Annotated in this window: 22 protein-coding genes and 1 riboswitch; of the genes, 5 read left to right on the top strand and 17 right to left on the bottom strand. The window is 72.4% G+C overall.

Annotated features, from left to right (window positions below; genetic code table 11):
- Positions 1-62: 62 nt before the first annotated feature.
- From HEK131_RS10905 to HEK131_RS10875, 7 genes are read right to left on the bottom strand one after another with little or no spacing between them, the layout of a single operon-like run.
- Positions 63-533: a PH domain-containing protein gene (locus HEK131_RS10905; RefSeq protein WP_217460959.1), complete on the bottom strand. Its 471-nt coding sequence runs from the start codon at positions 531-533 to the stop codon at positions 63-65.
- Positions 534-547: 14 nt separating this feature from the next.
- Entirely contained in the window at positions 548-1396 is an 849-nt protein-coding gene (gene hisG / locus HEK131_RS10900; RefSeq protein ID WP_217460958.1) for an ATP phosphoribosyltransferase, read from the bottom strand.
- Positions 1397-1447: 51 nt separating this feature from the next.
- Positions 1448-1720: a phosphoribosyl-ATP diphosphatase gene (locus HEK131_RS10895; RefSeq protein WP_006378313.1), complete on the bottom strand. Its 273-nt coding sequence runs from the start codon at positions 1718-1720 to the stop codon at positions 1448-1450.
- A gap of 34 nt (positions 1721-1754) precedes the next feature.
- A complete protein-coding gene (gene ribH / locus HEK131_RS10890; RefSeq protein WP_161147126.1) occupies positions 1755-2243 on the bottom strand; it encodes a 6,7-dimethyl-8-ribityllumazine synthase in 489 nt (162 codons plus the stop codon).
- 21 nt (positions 2244-2264) lie between these two features.
- Entirely contained in the window at positions 2265-3590 is a 1326-nt protein-coding gene (locus HEK131_RS10885; RefSeq protein ID WP_244334587.1) for a bifunctional 3,4-dihydroxy-2-butanone-4-phosphate synthase/GTP cyclohydrolase II, read from the bottom strand.
- A complete protein-coding gene (locus tag HEK131_RS10880) occupies positions 3587-4228 on the bottom strand; it encodes a nicotinamide mononucleotide transporter family protein (protein WP_244334585.1) in 642 nt (213 codons plus the stop codon). The genes HEK131_RS10885 and HEK131_RS10880 overlap by 4 nt, the downstream gene beginning before the upstream one ends.
- Complete coding sequence (locus tag HEK131_RS10875; protein ID WP_244334583.1) at positions 4225-4830, bottom strand: riboflavin synthase; 606 nt, start codon at positions 4828-4830, stop codon at positions 4225-4227. The genes HEK131_RS10880 and HEK131_RS10875 overlap by 4 nt, the downstream gene beginning before the upstream one ends.
- Positions 4831-4986: 156 nt before the next feature.
- Positions 4987-5117, bottom strand: a riboswitch (FMN riboswitch).
- 352 nt (positions 5118-5469) lie between these two features.
- Here HEK131_RS10875 and HEK131_RS10870 point away from each other — a divergent pair.
- Both HEK131_RS10870 and HEK131_RS10865 read left to right on the top strand, forming a co-directional pair.
- Entirely contained in the window at positions 5470-6210 is a 741-nt protein-coding gene (locus HEK131_RS10870; RefSeq protein ID WP_244334581.1) for an SDR family oxidoreductase, read from the top strand.
- A 108-nt stretch (positions 6211-6318) separates the two neighbouring features.
- Positions 6319-6531 carry a hypothetical protein gene (locus tag HEK131_RS10865; protein ID WP_244334579.1) on the top strand — a complete coding sequence of 71 codons (213 nt, stop codon included), beginning with the start codon at positions 6319-6321 and terminating at the stop codon, positions 6529-6531.
- A gap of 6 nt (positions 6532-6537) precedes the next feature.
- On the opposite strand, the gene HEK131_RS10860 is transcribed toward HEK131_RS10865, so the two are convergent.
- Positions 6538-7758: an ROK family transcriptional regulator gene (locus tag HEK131_RS10860; protein WP_244334577.1), complete on the bottom strand. Its 1221-nt coding sequence runs from the start codon at positions 7756-7758 to the stop codon at positions 6538-6540.
- Between the two features lie 121 nt (positions 7759-7879).
- Here HEK131_RS10860 and HEK131_RS10855 point away from each other — a divergent pair, with 121 nt between their 5' ends.
- Positions 7880-9091 carry an MFS transporter gene (locus tag HEK131_RS10855; protein WP_244334575.1) on the top strand — a complete coding sequence of 404 codons (1212 nt, stop codon included), beginning with the start codon at positions 7880-7882 and terminating at the stop codon, positions 9089-9091.
- Here the strand turns inward: HEK131_RS10855 and HEK131_RS10850 are convergent.
- On the bottom strand, positions 9051-9509 hold the full coding sequence (locus tag HEK131_RS10850) for an acyl-CoA thioesterase (RefSeq protein ID WP_217460950.1): 459 nt from the start codon (positions 9507-9509) through the stop codon (positions 9051-9053). The two genes, HEK131_RS10855 and HEK131_RS10850, sit on opposite strands and share 41 nt — an antisense overlap.
- Before the next feature lie 623 nt (positions 9510-10132).
- On the opposite strand from HEK131_RS10850, the gene HEK131_RS10845 reads away from it, so the two are divergent.
- Positions 10133-10384: a helix-turn-helix domain-containing protein gene (locus tag HEK131_RS10845; RefSeq protein WP_244334573.1), complete on the top strand. Its 252-nt coding sequence runs from the start codon at positions 10133-10135 to the stop codon at positions 10382-10384.
- Positions 10385-10407: 23 nt separating this feature from the next.
- Here the strand turns inward: HEK131_RS10845 and HEK131_RS10840 are convergent, their stop codons facing one another.
- The 4 genes from HEK131_RS10840 to HEK131_RS10825 all read right to left on the bottom strand — a co-directional run bounded on the left by HEK131_RS10840 (position 10408) and on the right by HEK131_RS10825 (position 12174).
- Positions 10408-10833 carry a DUF6082 family protein gene (locus HEK131_RS10840; RefSeq protein ID WP_244334571.1) on the bottom strand — a complete coding sequence of 142 codons (426 nt, stop codon included), beginning with the start codon at positions 10831-10833 and terminating at the stop codon, positions 10408-10410.
- A 100-nt stretch (positions 10834-10933) separates the two neighbouring features.
- A complete protein-coding gene (locus HEK131_RS10835) occupies positions 10934-11137 on the bottom strand; it encodes a DUF397 domain-containing protein (protein WP_244334569.1) in 204 nt (67 codons plus the stop codon).
- Positions 11138-11194: 57 nt separating this feature from the next.
- Positions 11195-11776, bottom strand: coding sequence for a hypothetical protein (locus HEK131_RS10830; RefSeq protein WP_244334567.1), 582 nt, complete (start codon positions 11774-11776; stop codon positions 11195-11197).
- The gene (locus tag HEK131_RS10825) at positions 11773-12174 is read right to left on the bottom strand and encodes a hypothetical protein (protein ID WP_244334565.1); all 402 of its coding nucleotides are present in this window, start codon (positions 12172-12174) and stop codon (positions 11773-11775) included. The genes HEK131_RS10830 and HEK131_RS10825 overlap by 4 nt, the downstream gene beginning before the upstream one ends.
- Before the next feature lie 99 nt (positions 12175-12273).
- Between HEK131_RS10825 and HEK131_RS10820 the strand changes: the two genes are divergently transcribed.
- Positions 12274-13320 (top strand): helix-turn-helix domain-containing protein, encoded by a 1047-nt coding sequence (locus HEK131_RS10820; protein WP_244334563.1) that lies wholly within the window; start codon positions 12274-12276, stop codon positions 13318-13320.
- Here the strand turns inward: HEK131_RS10820 and HEK131_RS10815 are convergent.
- From HEK131_RS10815 to HEK131_RS10800, 4 genes are all read right to left on the bottom strand, one after another.
- The gene (locus tag HEK131_RS10815; protein WP_244334561.1) at positions 13317-13520 is read right to left on the bottom strand and encodes a hypothetical protein; all 204 of its coding nucleotides are present in this window, start codon (positions 13518-13520) and stop codon (positions 13317-13319) included. The two genes, HEK131_RS10820 and HEK131_RS10815, sit on opposite strands and share 4 nt — an antisense overlap.
- Positions 13521-13657: 137 nt before the next feature.
- Positions 13658-14014: a hypothetical protein gene (locus tag HEK131_RS10810; RefSeq protein WP_244334559.1), complete on the bottom strand. Its 357-nt coding sequence runs from the start codon at positions 14012-14014 to the stop codon at positions 13658-13660.
- Positions 14007-14426: a hypothetical protein gene (locus HEK131_RS10805; protein WP_244334557.1), complete on the bottom strand. Its 420-nt coding sequence runs from the start codon at positions 14424-14426 to the stop codon at positions 14007-14009. The genes HEK131_RS10810 and HEK131_RS10805 overlap by 8 nt, the downstream gene beginning before the upstream one ends.
- A complete protein-coding gene (locus HEK131_RS10800; RefSeq protein WP_244334555.1) occupies positions 14423-14737 on the bottom strand; it encodes a hypothetical protein in 315 nt (104 codons plus the stop codon). The genes HEK131_RS10805 and HEK131_RS10800 overlap by 4 nt, the downstream gene beginning before the upstream one ends.
- Positions 14738-14841 lie beyond the last annotated feature (104 nt).

Genomic DNA, 14841 nt, shown 5'->3' with positions numbered 1-14841 from the left:
GTGGCCGCCCCGGATCGGCCCCTGAGCCGGGACCCCGAGGGGCCCCGGAGCCCGCTGAAGGCTCAGCTCCGGGGGAACTCCGGATCGCGCGGCGCCTGCTGCTCCACCAGAGTGCGCAGTGTCCGCGCGTCGGCGATGGCACGCTGCTTGGCGACGCCGGGCTGGATGCCGAGCGCGGCCAGGCTGGTGCCGTCGTTGAGGTCGAGGAACACCCAGGGGTCCCCCGGACGCAGGTTGACCCGCACGATCTCGGCCCAGGCCAGGCGGCGGCTGCCCGCGATGTTGACGACGGTGACGCCGGAGTCGTCGGCGACGACCTTGACGCGGGCCAGCCTGGCCAGCACCCAGGCCATCAGGGCCCCGGTGACGATGAAGGTGAGCCGCTCCCCCGGTCCCATGTCCAGCAGCAGGGCGATGACGGCGACGACCAGGAAGATCGCCACGCCGGCGGTGAGCAGGATCACCCGGGTGTGTCCCGGCCGGAAGGTGAGCGGGAGGGCGGGCGGAGCGGGGGGCTCGGGAAGCTCGGACACTGGCTCGCGGTTCCTCAGAGACGGCAGGCGTGGATGGCCGTGGTCAGGATGGCCCGCGCGCCGATGGCGTACAGGTCGTCCATGATCCGCTGGGCCTCCTTGGCGGGGACCATGGCGCGCACGGCGACCCAGCCCTCGTTGTGCAGCGGGGAGACGGTCGGGGACTCCAGGCCCGGCGTGAGCGCGACGGCCTTCTCGAGCTGCTCCACGCGGCAGTCGTAGTCCATCATCACGTAGGTCCGCGCGACCAGGACGCCCTGGAGGCGGCGCAGGAACTGCTGGACCTTGGGCTCGTCGGTGTCGGCGCCGGTGCGGCGGATCACGACGGCCTCGGACTTCATGATGGGCTCGCCGAAGACCTCGAGCCCGGCGTTGCGCAGCGAGGTGCCGGTCTCCACCACGTCCGCGATGATCTCCGCCACGCCCAGCTCGATCGCGGTCTCCACCGCGCCGTCGAGGTGGACCACGGAGGCGTCGATGGCGTTGTCCGCGAGGTGGCGGCCGACGATGCCCTCGTAGGAGGTGGCGACCGTGCGGCCCTTGAGGTCCGCCGTACCCGCGAAGGTGCCGGGGCGGGCGGCGAAGTGGAAGGTGGAGCGGGCGAAGCCGAGGGGGAGGATCTCCTCGGCGCCGGCGCCGGAGTCGATCAGCAGGTCGCGGCCGGTGATGCCGATGTCGAGCTGCCCGGAGGAGACGTAGATGGCGATGTCCCGGGGGCGGAGGTAGAAGAACTCGACCTCGTTCACCGGGTCCACGGTCCGCAGTTCCTTGGACTCCCGCCGCTGCCGGTAGCCGGCCTCATGCAGCATGTCCCCCGCAGGTCCGGACAGGGAACCCTTGTTGGGGACGGCGATGCGCAGCATGAGGTCGGCTTCCTTCGTGTGACGGGGTGGTGCGGTGGGTGGGGGTACGGATCACAGGTGGGCGTAGACGTCGTCCAGCGAGATACCGCGGGCGACCATCATCACCTGGACGTGGTACAGCAACTGCGAGATCTCCTCGGCAGCGGCTTCCTTGCCCTCGTACTCGGCGGCCATCCAGACCTCGGCGGCCTCTTCTACGACCTTCTTGCCGATGGCATGGACACCTTTGCCGACCAGTTCCGCGGTGCGGGAGGTGGCGGGGTCGCCGGTGGCTGCCTTGTGCTGGAGCTCGGTGAAGAGCTCCTCGAACGTCTTATTGGACATGGTGGTCCTCACCCTACGCGGTCCGTGCGGTGTCTCAGTGCCAGGGTTCGGACACCGAGCGCAGGGTGGCCGCCGTGGCGACCGCCGCGGTGACCGCCTCGTGGCCCTTGTCCTCGCTGGAGCCCTCGATGCCGGCCCGGTCCAGGGCCTGCTCCTCGGTGTCACAGGTGAGGACGCCGAAGCCGACGGGGACGCCGGTCTCCACCGAGACCTGGGTGAGGCCCTGGGCGACGCCCTGGCACACGTAGTCGAAGTGGGGGGTGCCGCCGCGGATGACGACACCGAGGGCGACGACGGCGTGGTAGCCGCGGTCGGCCAGGACCTTGGCGGCGACGGGGAGTTCGAAGCTGCCGGGGACCCTGATCAGGGTCGGCTCGTCGATCCCCAGGTCGTGCAGGGCGCGCAGGGCGCCGTTCACCAGACCGTCCATCACCTTCTCGTGCCACTGCGCCGCGATGACGGCGACCCTGAGGTCGCTGACGTTGCTGCGTACGGAGATCTCCGGTGCACCCTTGCCGCTCACGTTGCTCCTTCGTGCTTTCGCTTACTGGTTGCCACAGGTGGACACGGCGGGGGTGTCCAGCCAGGGCAGGTCGTGGCCCATCCGGTCGCGCTTGGTGCGCAGGTACCGGACGTTGTGCTCGTCGGCGTGGACCGGCATCGGCTCGCGGCCGGTGACACGGATGCCGTGCCGGGTGAGCGCGTCGGTCTTGTCGGGGTTGTTGGTCATCAGGCGGACGTCGCGCACGCCGAGGTCGGCGAGGATCTGGGCGCCGGCCGCGTAGTCGCGGGCGTCGGCGGGCAGGCCGAGTTCCAGGTTGGCGTCCAGGGTGTCCCGGCCGCGCTCCTGGAGTTCGTAGGCGCGCAGCTTGGACAGCAGGCCGATGCCGCGTCCCTCGTGCCCGCGCAGGTAGACGACGACGCCCCGGCCCTCGGCGTGGATGCGGGCGAGGGCCGCGTCCAACTGGGGGCCGCAGTCGCAGCGCAGGGAGGCGAAGACGTCGCCGGTGAGGCACTCGGAGTGGACGCGGGCGAGTACGCCGGTGCCGTCGCCGAGGTCGCCGTGGACGAGGGCGACGTGTTCGACGCCGTCGGGGGCCCGGTAGCCGTAGGCGGTGAAGGTGCCGTGGCGGGTGGGCAGGCTGGTCTCGGCCTCGCGGCGGACGGTGGGCGCGGCGGCGACCACGGCCTGATCCCGCTCGGCCGCGGCCTCGGGGGCGCGCAGGTGGGTGACGAGGTCCGCGATGGAGATGATCGTCAGGCCGTGCTTGCGGGCGAAGGGGATCAGCTCGGGCAGGCGCAGCATGCGGCCGTCCTCACCGGCGATCTCCACGATCGCCCCGGCGGGACGGAGCCCTGCGAGGCGGGCGAGGTCGACGGCGGCCTCGGTGTGGCCGTCGCGGACCAGGACGCCGCCCTCCCTGGCGCGCAGCGGGAAGATGTGGCCGGGGCGCACCAGGTCGGTGGGCTCGGCGGTGCCGCTCGCCAGCAGCTTCAGGGTGGTGGCGCGGTCGGTGGCGGAGATGCCGGTGGTCACGCCGTGCGCCGGGGAGGCGTCCACGGAGACGGTGAAGGCGGTCTTCATCGACTCGGTGTTGTCCTCGACCATCTGCGGCAGCCGCAGCCGGTCGAGTTCCGCGCCCTCCATGGGGGCGCAGATCAGGCCCCGGCACTCGCTCATCATGAAGGCGACGATCTCGGGGGTGACCTTCTCGGCGGCGATGACGAGGTCGCCCTCGTTCTCGCGGTCCTCGTCGTCCACGACGACGACGGGGCGGCCCGCGGCGATGTCGGCGATCGCCTGCTCGACGGGGTCGAGCGGGAAGTCTTCGACGCTGTCACCGGGGTGCAGCGGGGGTGCCGAGGTCATGCGGGCGTTCCTTCCAGGACGGGCCGCGTGTCCTTGCGGGAGCGCAGCCACCAGTCGCGCATGCCCCACAGGACGAGCGCGCCGTAGATCACGTAGACGAAGCCGGAGAAGGCGTAGCCGTTGGCGAAGTTGAGCGGGACACCGACGACGTCGACGAGCAGCCAGGCGATCCAGAACTCCACCATGCCCTTGGCCTGGGCGTACATGGCGACGATGGTGCCGACGAAGATGTAGGCGTCGGGCCAGGGGTCCCAGGACAGGCTCGGGTAGGCGGTGAAGAGCAGGGCGACGCCGACGGTGCCGACGGCGGCCGCGGCGGCCATGGCGGCGCGCTCGCGCCAGGTGGCGAAGCGGGGGGTGATGTGGCCGTCGGCGGCCTTGCCGCGGCCCCGGTTCCACTGCCAGAAGCCGTAGACGGCGACGGCCATGACGACGACCTGCTTGCCCGCGCTGCCGGCGAGGTGGCCGTAGAAGGCGGCGAAGAGGATCAGGCCGGAGACGAACTGGACCGGCCAGGTCACGAGGGAGCGGCGCCAGCCGAGCCCGAGGGCGGCCAGGCCGAAGAGGTTGCCGATCATGTCCGACCAGAGGATGTGCTGGCCGAACAGGGTGAACGCCTCGGTGTTGAGCGAGTTCACGCGCCTGCCCCCTGTCCGGCCGCGAGCAGCCGCTCGACGTACTTGGCGATGACGTCGACCTCGAGGTTGACCGGGTCGCCGGGCTGCTTGTGGCCGAGCGTGGTCAGGGCGAGGGTGGTGGGAATGAGGCTGACGGTGAAGAAGTCGGGGCCCGCTTCGACCACGGTGAGGCTGATGCCGTCGACCGTGATGGAGCCCTTCTCCACGACGTAGCGGGAGAGGGCGGCGGGCAGCGAGATCTTCACGATCTCCCAGTGCTCGGACGGGGTACGGGCCAGCACCTCGCCGGTGCCGTCGACATGGCCCTGCACGATGTGCCCGCCGAGGCGGGCGCCGACCGCGGTGGGGCGCTCCAGGTTGACGCGGGAGCCGACGGCGAGCGCGCCGAGGCTGGAGCGGTTCAGGGTCTCGGCCATCACGTCGGCGGTGAACTCGTCGCCCTCGTGGTCGACCACGGTGAGACAGACGCCGTTGACGGCGATGGAGTCTCCGTGCCGGGCGTCTTCGGTGACGACGGGGCCACGGAGCCGGAAACGGGAGGCGTCGCCGAGGTTCTCGACGGCGGTGACCTCGCCCAACTCTTCCACGATTCCGGTGAACACGTCCCCGGTCCTCCTGCCTCTTCGGGCACGGACTCCGGGGGCCGGTCGATGACGACGGCATGGACGGGTGGGGCGCACCGGGTACGACGCCGAAGGGGACTCGTCCGGAACACGGACGAGACCTGATACGGCGGCGTGCATGGTGATGCCCGCCCGCCGCGCACTGCCTCCCATCCGGACTTTAACCGTCGGTCCAGGAATTTCACCTGGTCAACCGGCCGCTGGAAGCGACCGGGTCGCGGACTGTAACCGCCGGTTCGGACTTTCACCGACCCCGGAGTGCGCTGCTTCTGGTACACGGCAAGTCTGCCACGCCCGCTCCTCGGCCATACAGGTGACCGGTGTGGGCTGCCTCACAGCAAAGCCGTTCGAGTGAACGCACGGGACAACACCCCTGGATAACAAGGGAATTGAGCTTGGTCCGGACCTATTGACCGTAGTGGTCTAGTCCTCTTATGGTGCGACCGGACCCGGCGGTGGTGACGAAGGCCCTTGCCCGCCGCCGGGTTCCCACCAACCCCGAGGGCACTGCCGACGGCCGCCGCGGCCGGGCATGTCACATTTCCCGGGGGTGCGGCCGTCCGAAGGTCATGGGGCGCCCGACCGGGCCGCCCGGGACCTTCGGGGAAGGCGAACGGCATGACCACGATCCTGGTGACGGGCGGCACCGGCACGCTCGGACGGCTGGTGGCGGAACGGCTGCGGGCGGACGGCCACGAGGTGCGGGTGCTCAGCCGGCACAGCGAGCCGTACGCGGTCGATCTGCGCGAGGGCGGCCCCGCGCTGGACGCCGCGCTGGCGGGCGCGGAGTGCGTGGTGCACTGCGCGAGCACGCCGGCCGGGGGCGACGAGAAGGCCGCGGACCGGCTGATCGGCGCCGCGCGGCGGGCCGGGGTGGCGCACCTGGTGTACATCTCCATCGTCGGCGTGGACCGGGTACCGCTGCGCTACTACCGCGCCAAGCTCGCGGTGGAGCGGCGGATCGAGGAGTCGGGGCTCGGCTGGACCGTGCTGCGTACGACCCAGTTCCACGACCTCATGGCCACCTTCCTCGGCAAGCTGACCGCGCCCCCGCTGGCCCTGCTCCCGGCCGGGCTGGCGGACCAGCCGGTGGAGGTGGCCGAAGTGGCCGAACGCCTGGCCGGGGCGGCGCTCGCGGCACCCGCGGGCCGCCTGCCCGACATGGGCGGCCCCGAGGTCCGTTCCGTGGACTCGCTGGCCCGCGCCTATCTGCACGCCACCGGCCGGCGCCGCCGCCTGCTGGAGGTCCCGCTGGCCGGGCGGACCTACGGGGCGTTCCGCACCGGCGGGCATCTGGCGCCGGAACAGGCGGTCGGGAAGGGGACGTTCGAGGAGTACCTGGCGCGCCGTTTCGACTGAGGGCTGCCGGGGGCCGGAAAGGTGACGGGGTCCCAAGATGCCGGAAGCGGCTCTTCGCCGGCCGTGGCGTGCTCGCTACGTTGCCATGGACGGGAAGGGGTGGTCCGCTTGCTGTTCGCCCTCGTGGCCGTGGCGCTGGTCCTGGCGTGGTCGGTCGCCATGCTGGTCCGCCGTGACCGGCGCCGCTCGCCCGGAAGTCCCGAGGCCCGGCGGATCGAGGCGCGGGCGACGCGGGGGCTCCGTGAAGCCCGGCGCCAGGCACGCGCCCGCCGGCACTTCGACGACATCGGCGGCGTGAGCGCCCTGAGGGACCGGGACTGAGCCTCCTCAGGGCGCGAACAGCTCGTCCTGCGCCCGGTCACGAGCGGTCAGCAGTGCCCCGCGCAACACCGCCGCGCCCCCGAGCACGCTAGGGCGCACCTCGGTGGGCAACGGCGACATCCGCGCCAGCCGGGCGGCCACCCGCGCGGCCAGCTCCGCTCCCCCGGCCTGCCCGACCTCACCCCCGAGCACCACGCAGCCGGGGTCGAGGATCGCGGTGACGGCGGCGGCGCCGATGGCGAGACGGTCGGCGAGGGCGGCGAGGAAACGGGCGGCGGGCGAGTCGGCCTCGGCCGCCGCCTGCCCCTGATCCCCCTCCAGCGCCGCGACCGCCTCCGCGACCACCCGCGCGGCGCCGGGGCCGTCCGGCGGACCGCCCACCGGCAGCCCGGACTCGCGCGCGAGGGCACCGATCGCCGCCGCGCCCGCCAGGGCGTGGAAGCCGCCGTCGCAGTCGGTCGCCGAGGGCAGCGAGCCGGTGCCGGGGACCGGCAGGAAGCCGATCTCGCCCGTGCCGCCGGAGGCACCCCGGCGCAGCCGGCCGTCGAGGACGACCGCGGCGCCGACGCCGTGGCCGAGCCAGAGGAGGACGAAGGTGTCCCGGTCTCGGGCGGCGCCCTCGCGCTGCTCGGCCAGGGCCGCCAGGTTGGTCTCGTTCTCGACGGTGACCCGCGCTTCGGGCAGCCGTCGCTGGAGCGCGGCGACCAGGCTGCGGTGCCAGGCGGGCAGCCCGCTGGAGTCGCGCAGGTCGCCGGTGGCGGGGTCGACCAGGCCGGGCGCGCCGATGCCGACGGTGTGCAACGCGCCCCAGGCGTCCGGGCCGGCCTTCCGCGCGGCCCGCTCCACTGCGGCGACCGCCTGCTCCACGGCGGGCCCGGTGCCGCCGTCCGCGTCGATGGGCACGGCCACCTCGGCGAGCACCCGCCCGACGAGGTCGGAGACGAGCACGAGGACACCGCCGGTGCGTACGTCGAGGGCGGCCAGATGGGCGCGGTCGGCGGCGATGCCGTACAGCCGGGCGTTGGGACCGCGGCGCTGTTCGCCGGACTCGCCCACGACCCGGATCAGGCCGGAGGCGGTGAGGCGTTCGACGAGGTCGCTCACGGTCGGCCGGGACAGTCCGGTCAGTTGCTTGAGCTGTCCCGCCGTCAGCGGGCCCTCCTGCTGCAACAGCCGCAGGGCGAGCCGGTCGTTGATGGCCCGTGCGGTGCTCGGTGATGCGGGCATGACGGGAATCCTCCCAGAGGCCGGGCTGCCGGACGCACTCTATCTATCAGGCAGGGTCCCTGATAGTTTGCGCGGGTGCCGAGGACGGCACAGCGGGCGACTCCCCGGGGAGGGACGGAACATGGGTGACGTGAGCTGGTCGGCCGGTGAGGTCAGACGCGCCCGGTATGCCGTGGCCGCCGTGTTCGCCGTGCACGGCGCCGTGACGGGCTCCTTCGCCACCCGCGTGCCCTGGATCCAGGACCACGCGGGGCTCAGCGCGGGACAGCTCGGGTTCGCCCTGGCCTTCACCGCGCTCGGCGCCTCCGTCGCGATGCCGCTGGCGGGCCGGATCGGTCACCGCTTCGGCAGCCGTACCGCCCTGCGCGGGCTGCTCGCATTGTGGACGCTCTCCCTGGTGCTGCCCGCGCTGGCGCCGAACCTGCTCACGCTGTGCGTGGCGATGTTCGCCTACGGTGCCGCCTCCGGCATGGCGGACGTGGTGATGAACGCGCTCGGTGTGGAGATCGAGCGGCTGCTCGGCAAGTCGATCATGTCGGGGCTGCACGGCATGTGGAGCACGGGCGCGCTGATCGGCTCGGCGGCGGGCACGCTCGCCGCCCACCTCGGCTCGGACGCCCGGCTCCACCATGTGCTGGCCGCCGCCGTGCTCACCCTGCTCGGCCAACTGGTGTGCGGCTGGGTGCTGGACGTACAGCCCGCCGAGGACGAGGAGCCGCCGCCGAGGTTCGCGCTGCCGCCCCGCTCGGCCCTGCTGATCGGCGCGGTCGGCTTCTGCGCGGTGTTCGCGGAGGGGGCGAGCCTGGACTGGTCGGCGGTGTTCCTGCGGGACCGCCTCGACGGCTCACCGGGCCTCGCGGCGGCCACGACGACCGGGTTCATGCTGACCATGGCCATCGCCCGGATCGCCGGGGACGCGGTGGTGAACCGCTTCGGCGCGGTACGCACCGTACGCACCGGCGGCCTGCTGGCCGGGGTCGGCGGGCTGCTGGTGGTCCTCGCGGACCGGCCGCCGCTGGCCATGACCGGCTTCGCGCTGATGGGGCTCGGTATCGCGGTCGTCGTCCCGCTGTGCTTCGCGGCCGCCGGGCACGCGGGGCCCAACCCGAGCCAGGCCATCGCGGGCGTGGCCACCATCACCTACACCTCGGGGCTGATCGCGCCGAGCCTGATCGGCGGGGTGGCCCAGGCGACCAGTCTGACCGTGTCGTTCGTCGTGGTGACCGTGCTGGCCTGCGGGCTCGCGGCGTTCGCGGGCGTACTGCGCACGGCCGAGCGCGGTGGCACCGAGGTCAGCCGGCGGGCCGCAGCAGTTCCCGGCCCACCGTCCTGAACGCCTCGCTCCAGGGCGCGGGCCGCAGCGTGGCCGCGTCCAGCCGGACCAGTACGCGGGTGCCGCGGGCGTAGGTCGTGGTGCCGTCGGCCGAGCAGAGGCGGAAGCCGTAGGTGAGGCCGGTGGTGCCGAGCCGCTCCAGCCAGAGGTGGACGGCGTAGGTGCCGGGGCGGGTGACGGGCGCCTCATAGCCGATGACGAGTTCGCGCACCGCGTTGCAGGCGTCGCCGGCCGCCGCCCAGTCGCCGTCGAAGCGGACGCCGTGGCCGTTCCACAGCTCGGTCCAGGCCCGCTCGACCAGCAGCGGGTAGCGGGCGTTGTGCAGGAGTCCGAGCGCGTCCAGGTCGTCGAAGTGCACGGCGACGGGGACGAGTTGCCCGTAGGGCAGGGCGGGGGCGGTCGGGGCTTCGGCGGTCACGGCGGGACTCCTGGGCGGCGCGGGCGGGGCGGCGCACGCCCCCGGACCCGGACATACTAAGCGACCGCTCAGGGCCTGGGGCAGGCAACTCCCCTGGTCAGACCGGGTCCCCGCCGAAGGCTCCGGACACGCGTTCCGGGCGCGCGAACGGCACCGCGGGCGCGAAGCGCACCTCCGTACCCCTGACAATGGTGCGGACCGTCTTCAGTACAGAGAAAGCGAAACCCCACCATGGACCTCGGCGTGCGCTGGAAGCTGCATAGCAACCATCCATAAACACACCGGGATTGATCTGCGGGAATGCCGACGCCCCGACCCTGTCTTGCGGAGACGAGGGGTCGGGGCGTCGGTGTCACCTCCTCGGCGTGGGGCACCGAGTCGGTGACGCTTTGGTGCCGCTCCGTCGAGGCGAGCGGAACGGTTCTCCCCCACACATGCCCGAGGTATGTGTATGGGGCATATTCATGACGACACTGTCACACACCGTTCTCGCTTGTGCCCCTCACGTGACCGGCAAGTTTCCGGCGAGCCGGGCTATACCCGGCCATACCAGTGGTCGAGATCCGCAAAAATTAGGGTAGACCCTAATCACATGTGATCATGACCTCGACCACGGTGGACGGGTGTCACGCCCCACCCCACCCGACGACCGGGTCATCGCCCGCCGCCGCCAGGTCGGGGAGCAGATCCGCCGTACCCGCCGGCGCCTGGGCCTCACACAGCTCGACGTCTGCGGCCTCACGGGGCTCGACGTGGCGACGTTCAGCAGGATCGAGATGGGACACAGCTCGCCCAAGATCGACACGCTGATTCGGATTGCCGACCGGCTCGGCGTCGACCTCGCCGAGCTTGTCCGGCTCCCCGACTGCGAGTAGCTCTTGCGGCAGAGATCGGCGTGTCAGTCGGCGCGGGCGTGTGCGGCGGTGAACGCGTTCTCCATGATCGTGTGGAAGCGCCGGTCTGCGCGGGTCTCGCTTTCCGCGTCGCGGGCCGCACCGTTCCGCTCCCAGTAGAGCCGGATGGAGGGGGTCTTCATCATCGACGCGGCCACCAGCCGCAGCGTCCGGTCGGAGAGTTGCCCGATCCCGTACTTCGCCCCGACCAGGGACAGCGATCGGTTCGCGTGGATGAACAGCGCCTTGTCCGTGGCCGACAGGTCGCTGTAGCCATACTCCTCAGCGAAGTTCGCCGCGGTGTCGGCGCAGAGACGCTGGTGCATCCCGGCCATGCTGAGTTGCTGCCTCCGCCGTTCGTGGACCTCGCGCCGTACGAGGCCGGCGACGTGGACCCCGGCAGCGAGGAGGAGAGCGGTTGAGGTGCGCATGTGAGTCCTTCGATCGTGAGGTGGTACTGCCCGAAGGCGTGGGCCAGGGCGGCCGCCCCCGCCGGGATGGCGGGAGCGGCCGCAGATGGTGGTGCCTCGGCTAGTTGTCGAACTCGCCGGCCTTGGCCCCCGCGAGGAACGCGCTCCACTCCGCCTCGTCGAAGAGGTGGACCGGGCCGTTGGGGTGCTTGCTGTCGCGGAGGGCCCGCCCGCCGTTCGGGAGCAGGGCGACCTCGACGCAGGCGTTCGTCACGGAGGCCGACGACTTCTTGAAGCTGAGTTCGGCGACGTTGGGCTGCTGCATGTTTGTGCCTTTCTGTGTTCCAACCGGCGCAGGGAGCGCCGGGGGTTTGTGGGGCTGCTACCGGGTGACGGTCACCTGGCACAGCTCGCGGACGGCCTGGCGGGCGACGACGAACCGGAGGTCCGGGGAGTCGTACAGGACCAGGGCGTCCGGGTCGGGGGGGCCGGGCATGCCGGGCCGGGGGTGGAGCGTGCCGCGTACGCCGATCGTCTCGGCCTCGCGCACGCGCAGCCGCACGTGACCGTCGCGCAGCACCGGACACACGGTCGGTGCCAGCTCGGCGCAGGCCGCGCACATCGGCGGGATCGCCGCGTGCATGCCCTCCCAGCAGGTTTCGGGGCCGGCGCCGAGCAGGGGGAGGACCCACAGCATCCCGTCCGGTCCCCGGTCGGCGGGCCCGCAGCAGCCCGCGCACAGCAGGCCCTCCATCGCCTCCCGCTGACGGGCCGGGTGGAGCTCGGCGAGGTAGGCGGGCGGGCCGATAGGGGTGCCCTCGCGTACCTCCCAGAGCACGCCGTCGAGGTCGCGGCAGGCCGCGGCCTGGACGGGGTCGGGGTAGGTGACGCCGGCCGAGGTGACGATCACAGGCACGCGGGCCCCGAGTTCACCGGTGCGGGGCAGCACGTAGGGCATCGTCACCGGGCGTCCCTAGGGCAGGTACCCCCCGGCTGACGGAGTGCGTCGACCCGCAGCCGGTGGAGGGCGCCGCCGGTGGGGCAGTCCCGCCAGTGGTCTCGGTCGTGGCAGGGGGCACAGTCGACGGAGTGCGGGGCGAGGGCGCGGTAAGCCTGGGCGGCGATGCACGGCGAGCAGGACTGCGGGAAGATGCGCACGCCGTTGTGCTCGTGCTCGCCGAGGTCGACAGCGGTGGCGAGGGTGAGCGGCCCGCCGCCCCACACACAGGCGCGGCCTGCGGCCTGCGCGTCGGTGAGGTCGTCCGGCGCGGGGAGCCCGAGCAGCGGGAGCAGGTCGGCCGGGAATCCGGCGGGCGGCCGCTCGCAGGGCATGGGCGCGACGGTGCGCGATGTATCGATCATGGCTGTCTCCGACCCGACTCGGTGGTGTGACCTCATCGTGGGAGCGGCGCGCAGCCGAACCGATACACGCGGTGTATCAGCAGGGCGTATCGTCCGAGGATGAGTAGTCGGGGACTCTGGACGGACGTCCGGTTGCGCGCCGCATGGGCACGCCAGGACTGGGCCGCGATCCTGCGTGAGTACCGGCGCGCAGCAGGCTTATCTCAGCGCGGGCTCGAACCTCTCGTCGGACTACCGCAGCCCCACATTTCCGCTATCGAGTCAGGTCGGCGGCAGGTCACATCAGCCGACCTGATGGCTCGCATTACCGAGGGGCTGCACGTGCCGGACGAACTCACCGGAATTACCACCCACACCGGGCCCACCGAGTGGGACCCGCCGGGAGAGTTCCGCGCCCGGATCGCGCACGCCCATGCTGTGGGCCGGGCCGATCTGCGGACCGCCGATTGGATCGGCCGCGTCCTCACCGAGCACCGCCGCGCCGAGGACGAGGTCGGGGGACGCGAGCTGTGGCCTGTTGTCCGGGCACAGCTCGACTCTGTTACCGCGCTTCTGCCGCATGCGGCCGGCGCGGCCGCCGACCGCCTGCTACTCCTCGCCGCCGAGCACGCGCACTGGCTGTCCTGGGTGGCCTGGCAGGAGAGACGGCGTGGGCCCGCGCTCGCCTGGATCGACCTGGCGCACGGGTGGGCAGTCGACGGCGGGCATACCGATATGGCGTCGTGGGTGCAGCGCATCCGCTCGTACTACAGCCTTGAGCACGGCGACCCCGTGCGGGCTCTGCGCACGGCCGAGAGCGCGCGGTTCGCCGGGCCCCGGCCGCTGTCCCCGGCCGCCGAGGCTGCTGCGGTGCATCAGGCGGCGATGGCGGCGGCGGCCTGCGCTGAGCGGGACACGGCGCGGCGCCTGGCTGACGAGGCGGTAGAGCTGGCGCTGCGTGTCCCGGACGCGAGCGAGCGGCCGGGCTGGCTGTACTGGCTCGACCCCGTCCGGGCCCGCGTGCAGGTGGCCGATGCGGCGTACGCGTGCCGGGATTGGGCCGACGCTGCCTCCGGATTCCGTGAGGTGCTGCCCGCCCTGGAGGGGTACCCCCGCGATCACGCGTACTACCGGGCGCGCATGGAGGACGCCGAGCGGCGGGCCTAGTCCAAGAACCGGATGCCGATGGGCTCGCCGCCGTCGAGCATGTCGCGTAGCACGTCCTTCACGTCCGGGATCGCCGGTCCGTAGCCGTCGCCGGGGTCGGGCAGATCGACCGTGTCGGTTCGCTGCTCCAACTCGTGCGGTTCGTAGTCGTCCGGGCCTACACCGGCGGGCAGAACACGGTAGGCGATGCGGTATTCCACGGGTCTCCTGCTTCCGACAGCAAGGCGCCCCGAGGGTCGGGCCTCGGGGCGTTGTCGAGCAGCATAGCGGCAGATACCGACAGGGCCCAGACGCACGAAAGCGCCCCCGCCCGGCACGAGGCCAGGCAGGGGCGCAGTCACTGCTCGATCAGGTGTCGCCGGTCGGTCCGGTCCGGCTCGGGTACCTCGCCGCCGAGCCCACGGATCGTGGCGCGCAGCAGCCTGATGTACCGCCACAGGGCGGCGATTCGCTCGCGGGTGTCTCGCTCCCGCGCCTCGACCGCGGCGAGCCGGGCCATGGTCTCGGTGAGCGCGGCCGCGAGCCCGGCGATCGTCGACAGGTCGCTGTCCTCGACCTCCCCCTCGCCGTCGGTGGGAACTTCTACTCTCTGCTGCCGGACCCGGCTGCCTATCCACGCCGTGGCGACGGCGCCGGCCGTGGTGATGGTGACCGCGAACGCCGCCCACCACGACCCCGCTTCGGGTTCAGGCATGTATCACCACCACCTTGCGCGGGCGCGTGACCACGGCCACGACAAGGATGATCAGGGCGTGCGAGGCCCACGCCACGATGGACCCCCCGGCCCTCGACTCACCGCCCACGCTCGCGCCGAGGGTGTAAGCGGTCGACCACAGCAGCGGCGGCGCCATCGCGGCCGCGACGCCGGGCCGGTCCCGGTCGGCGGGCATGAGGCAGTACGCCGCCGAGATGATGCCGCAGGCCACCCACAGCGCGCCCCACGCCCACACGGGCATGAGGTTGAGCAACACGGAGATCCCGCGCACGGTGCCGTATCGGGGGTCGGTGGCGATCTGCGCGCCGTAGCCCACCCAGGCGGCGCCCGAGCTGAGCAGCGTGAGGCCGCGCCAGTCCATGCGCGCCCACACCGCTCGGGCCCAGCTCACGAGAGGGGTGTAGAGCCGCTCGGGTAGTGGCTCGGGTCGACGGGGTGCAGGGTCGGCAGGTGCGGGTACGTCGGCGGCCGCGCCCAGCCGAGGAAGGCGCCGGCGACGTTCTGCAGCATCGTGCCGCGCGCCCGCTCACCCGCGAGTTCGAGCAGCCGGAACAGCAGGTAGTAGCCGAGCGCGAGCGCGACGGTCACCGCACCGGTGACGGCCTGCGAGTCGATGTCGAGCCCGGCGCGTACGGCGAGGGTGAGCAGCCATCCGGCGACGAGCGGTACGCCCGTGCGCATGGCAGAGATGAACAGGCCCACGGTGGGCCCCCTTCCGATCGGTGAGGAACCCGCCCGCCGACACCGCGCCGACGGGCGGGCCAACCTCGAGCATTGTCGTCACTGTGACGACAATGCTCGAGGTG

Source organism: Streptomyces seoulensis (genome assembly GCF_022846655.1).
Classification (GTDB): domain Bacteria; phylum Actinomycetota; class Actinomycetes; order Streptomycetales; family Streptomycetaceae; genus Streptomyces.
Note: the sequence above shows the minus strand (reverse complement) of the source record. Positions and strands in the feature narration are given on the sequence as shown.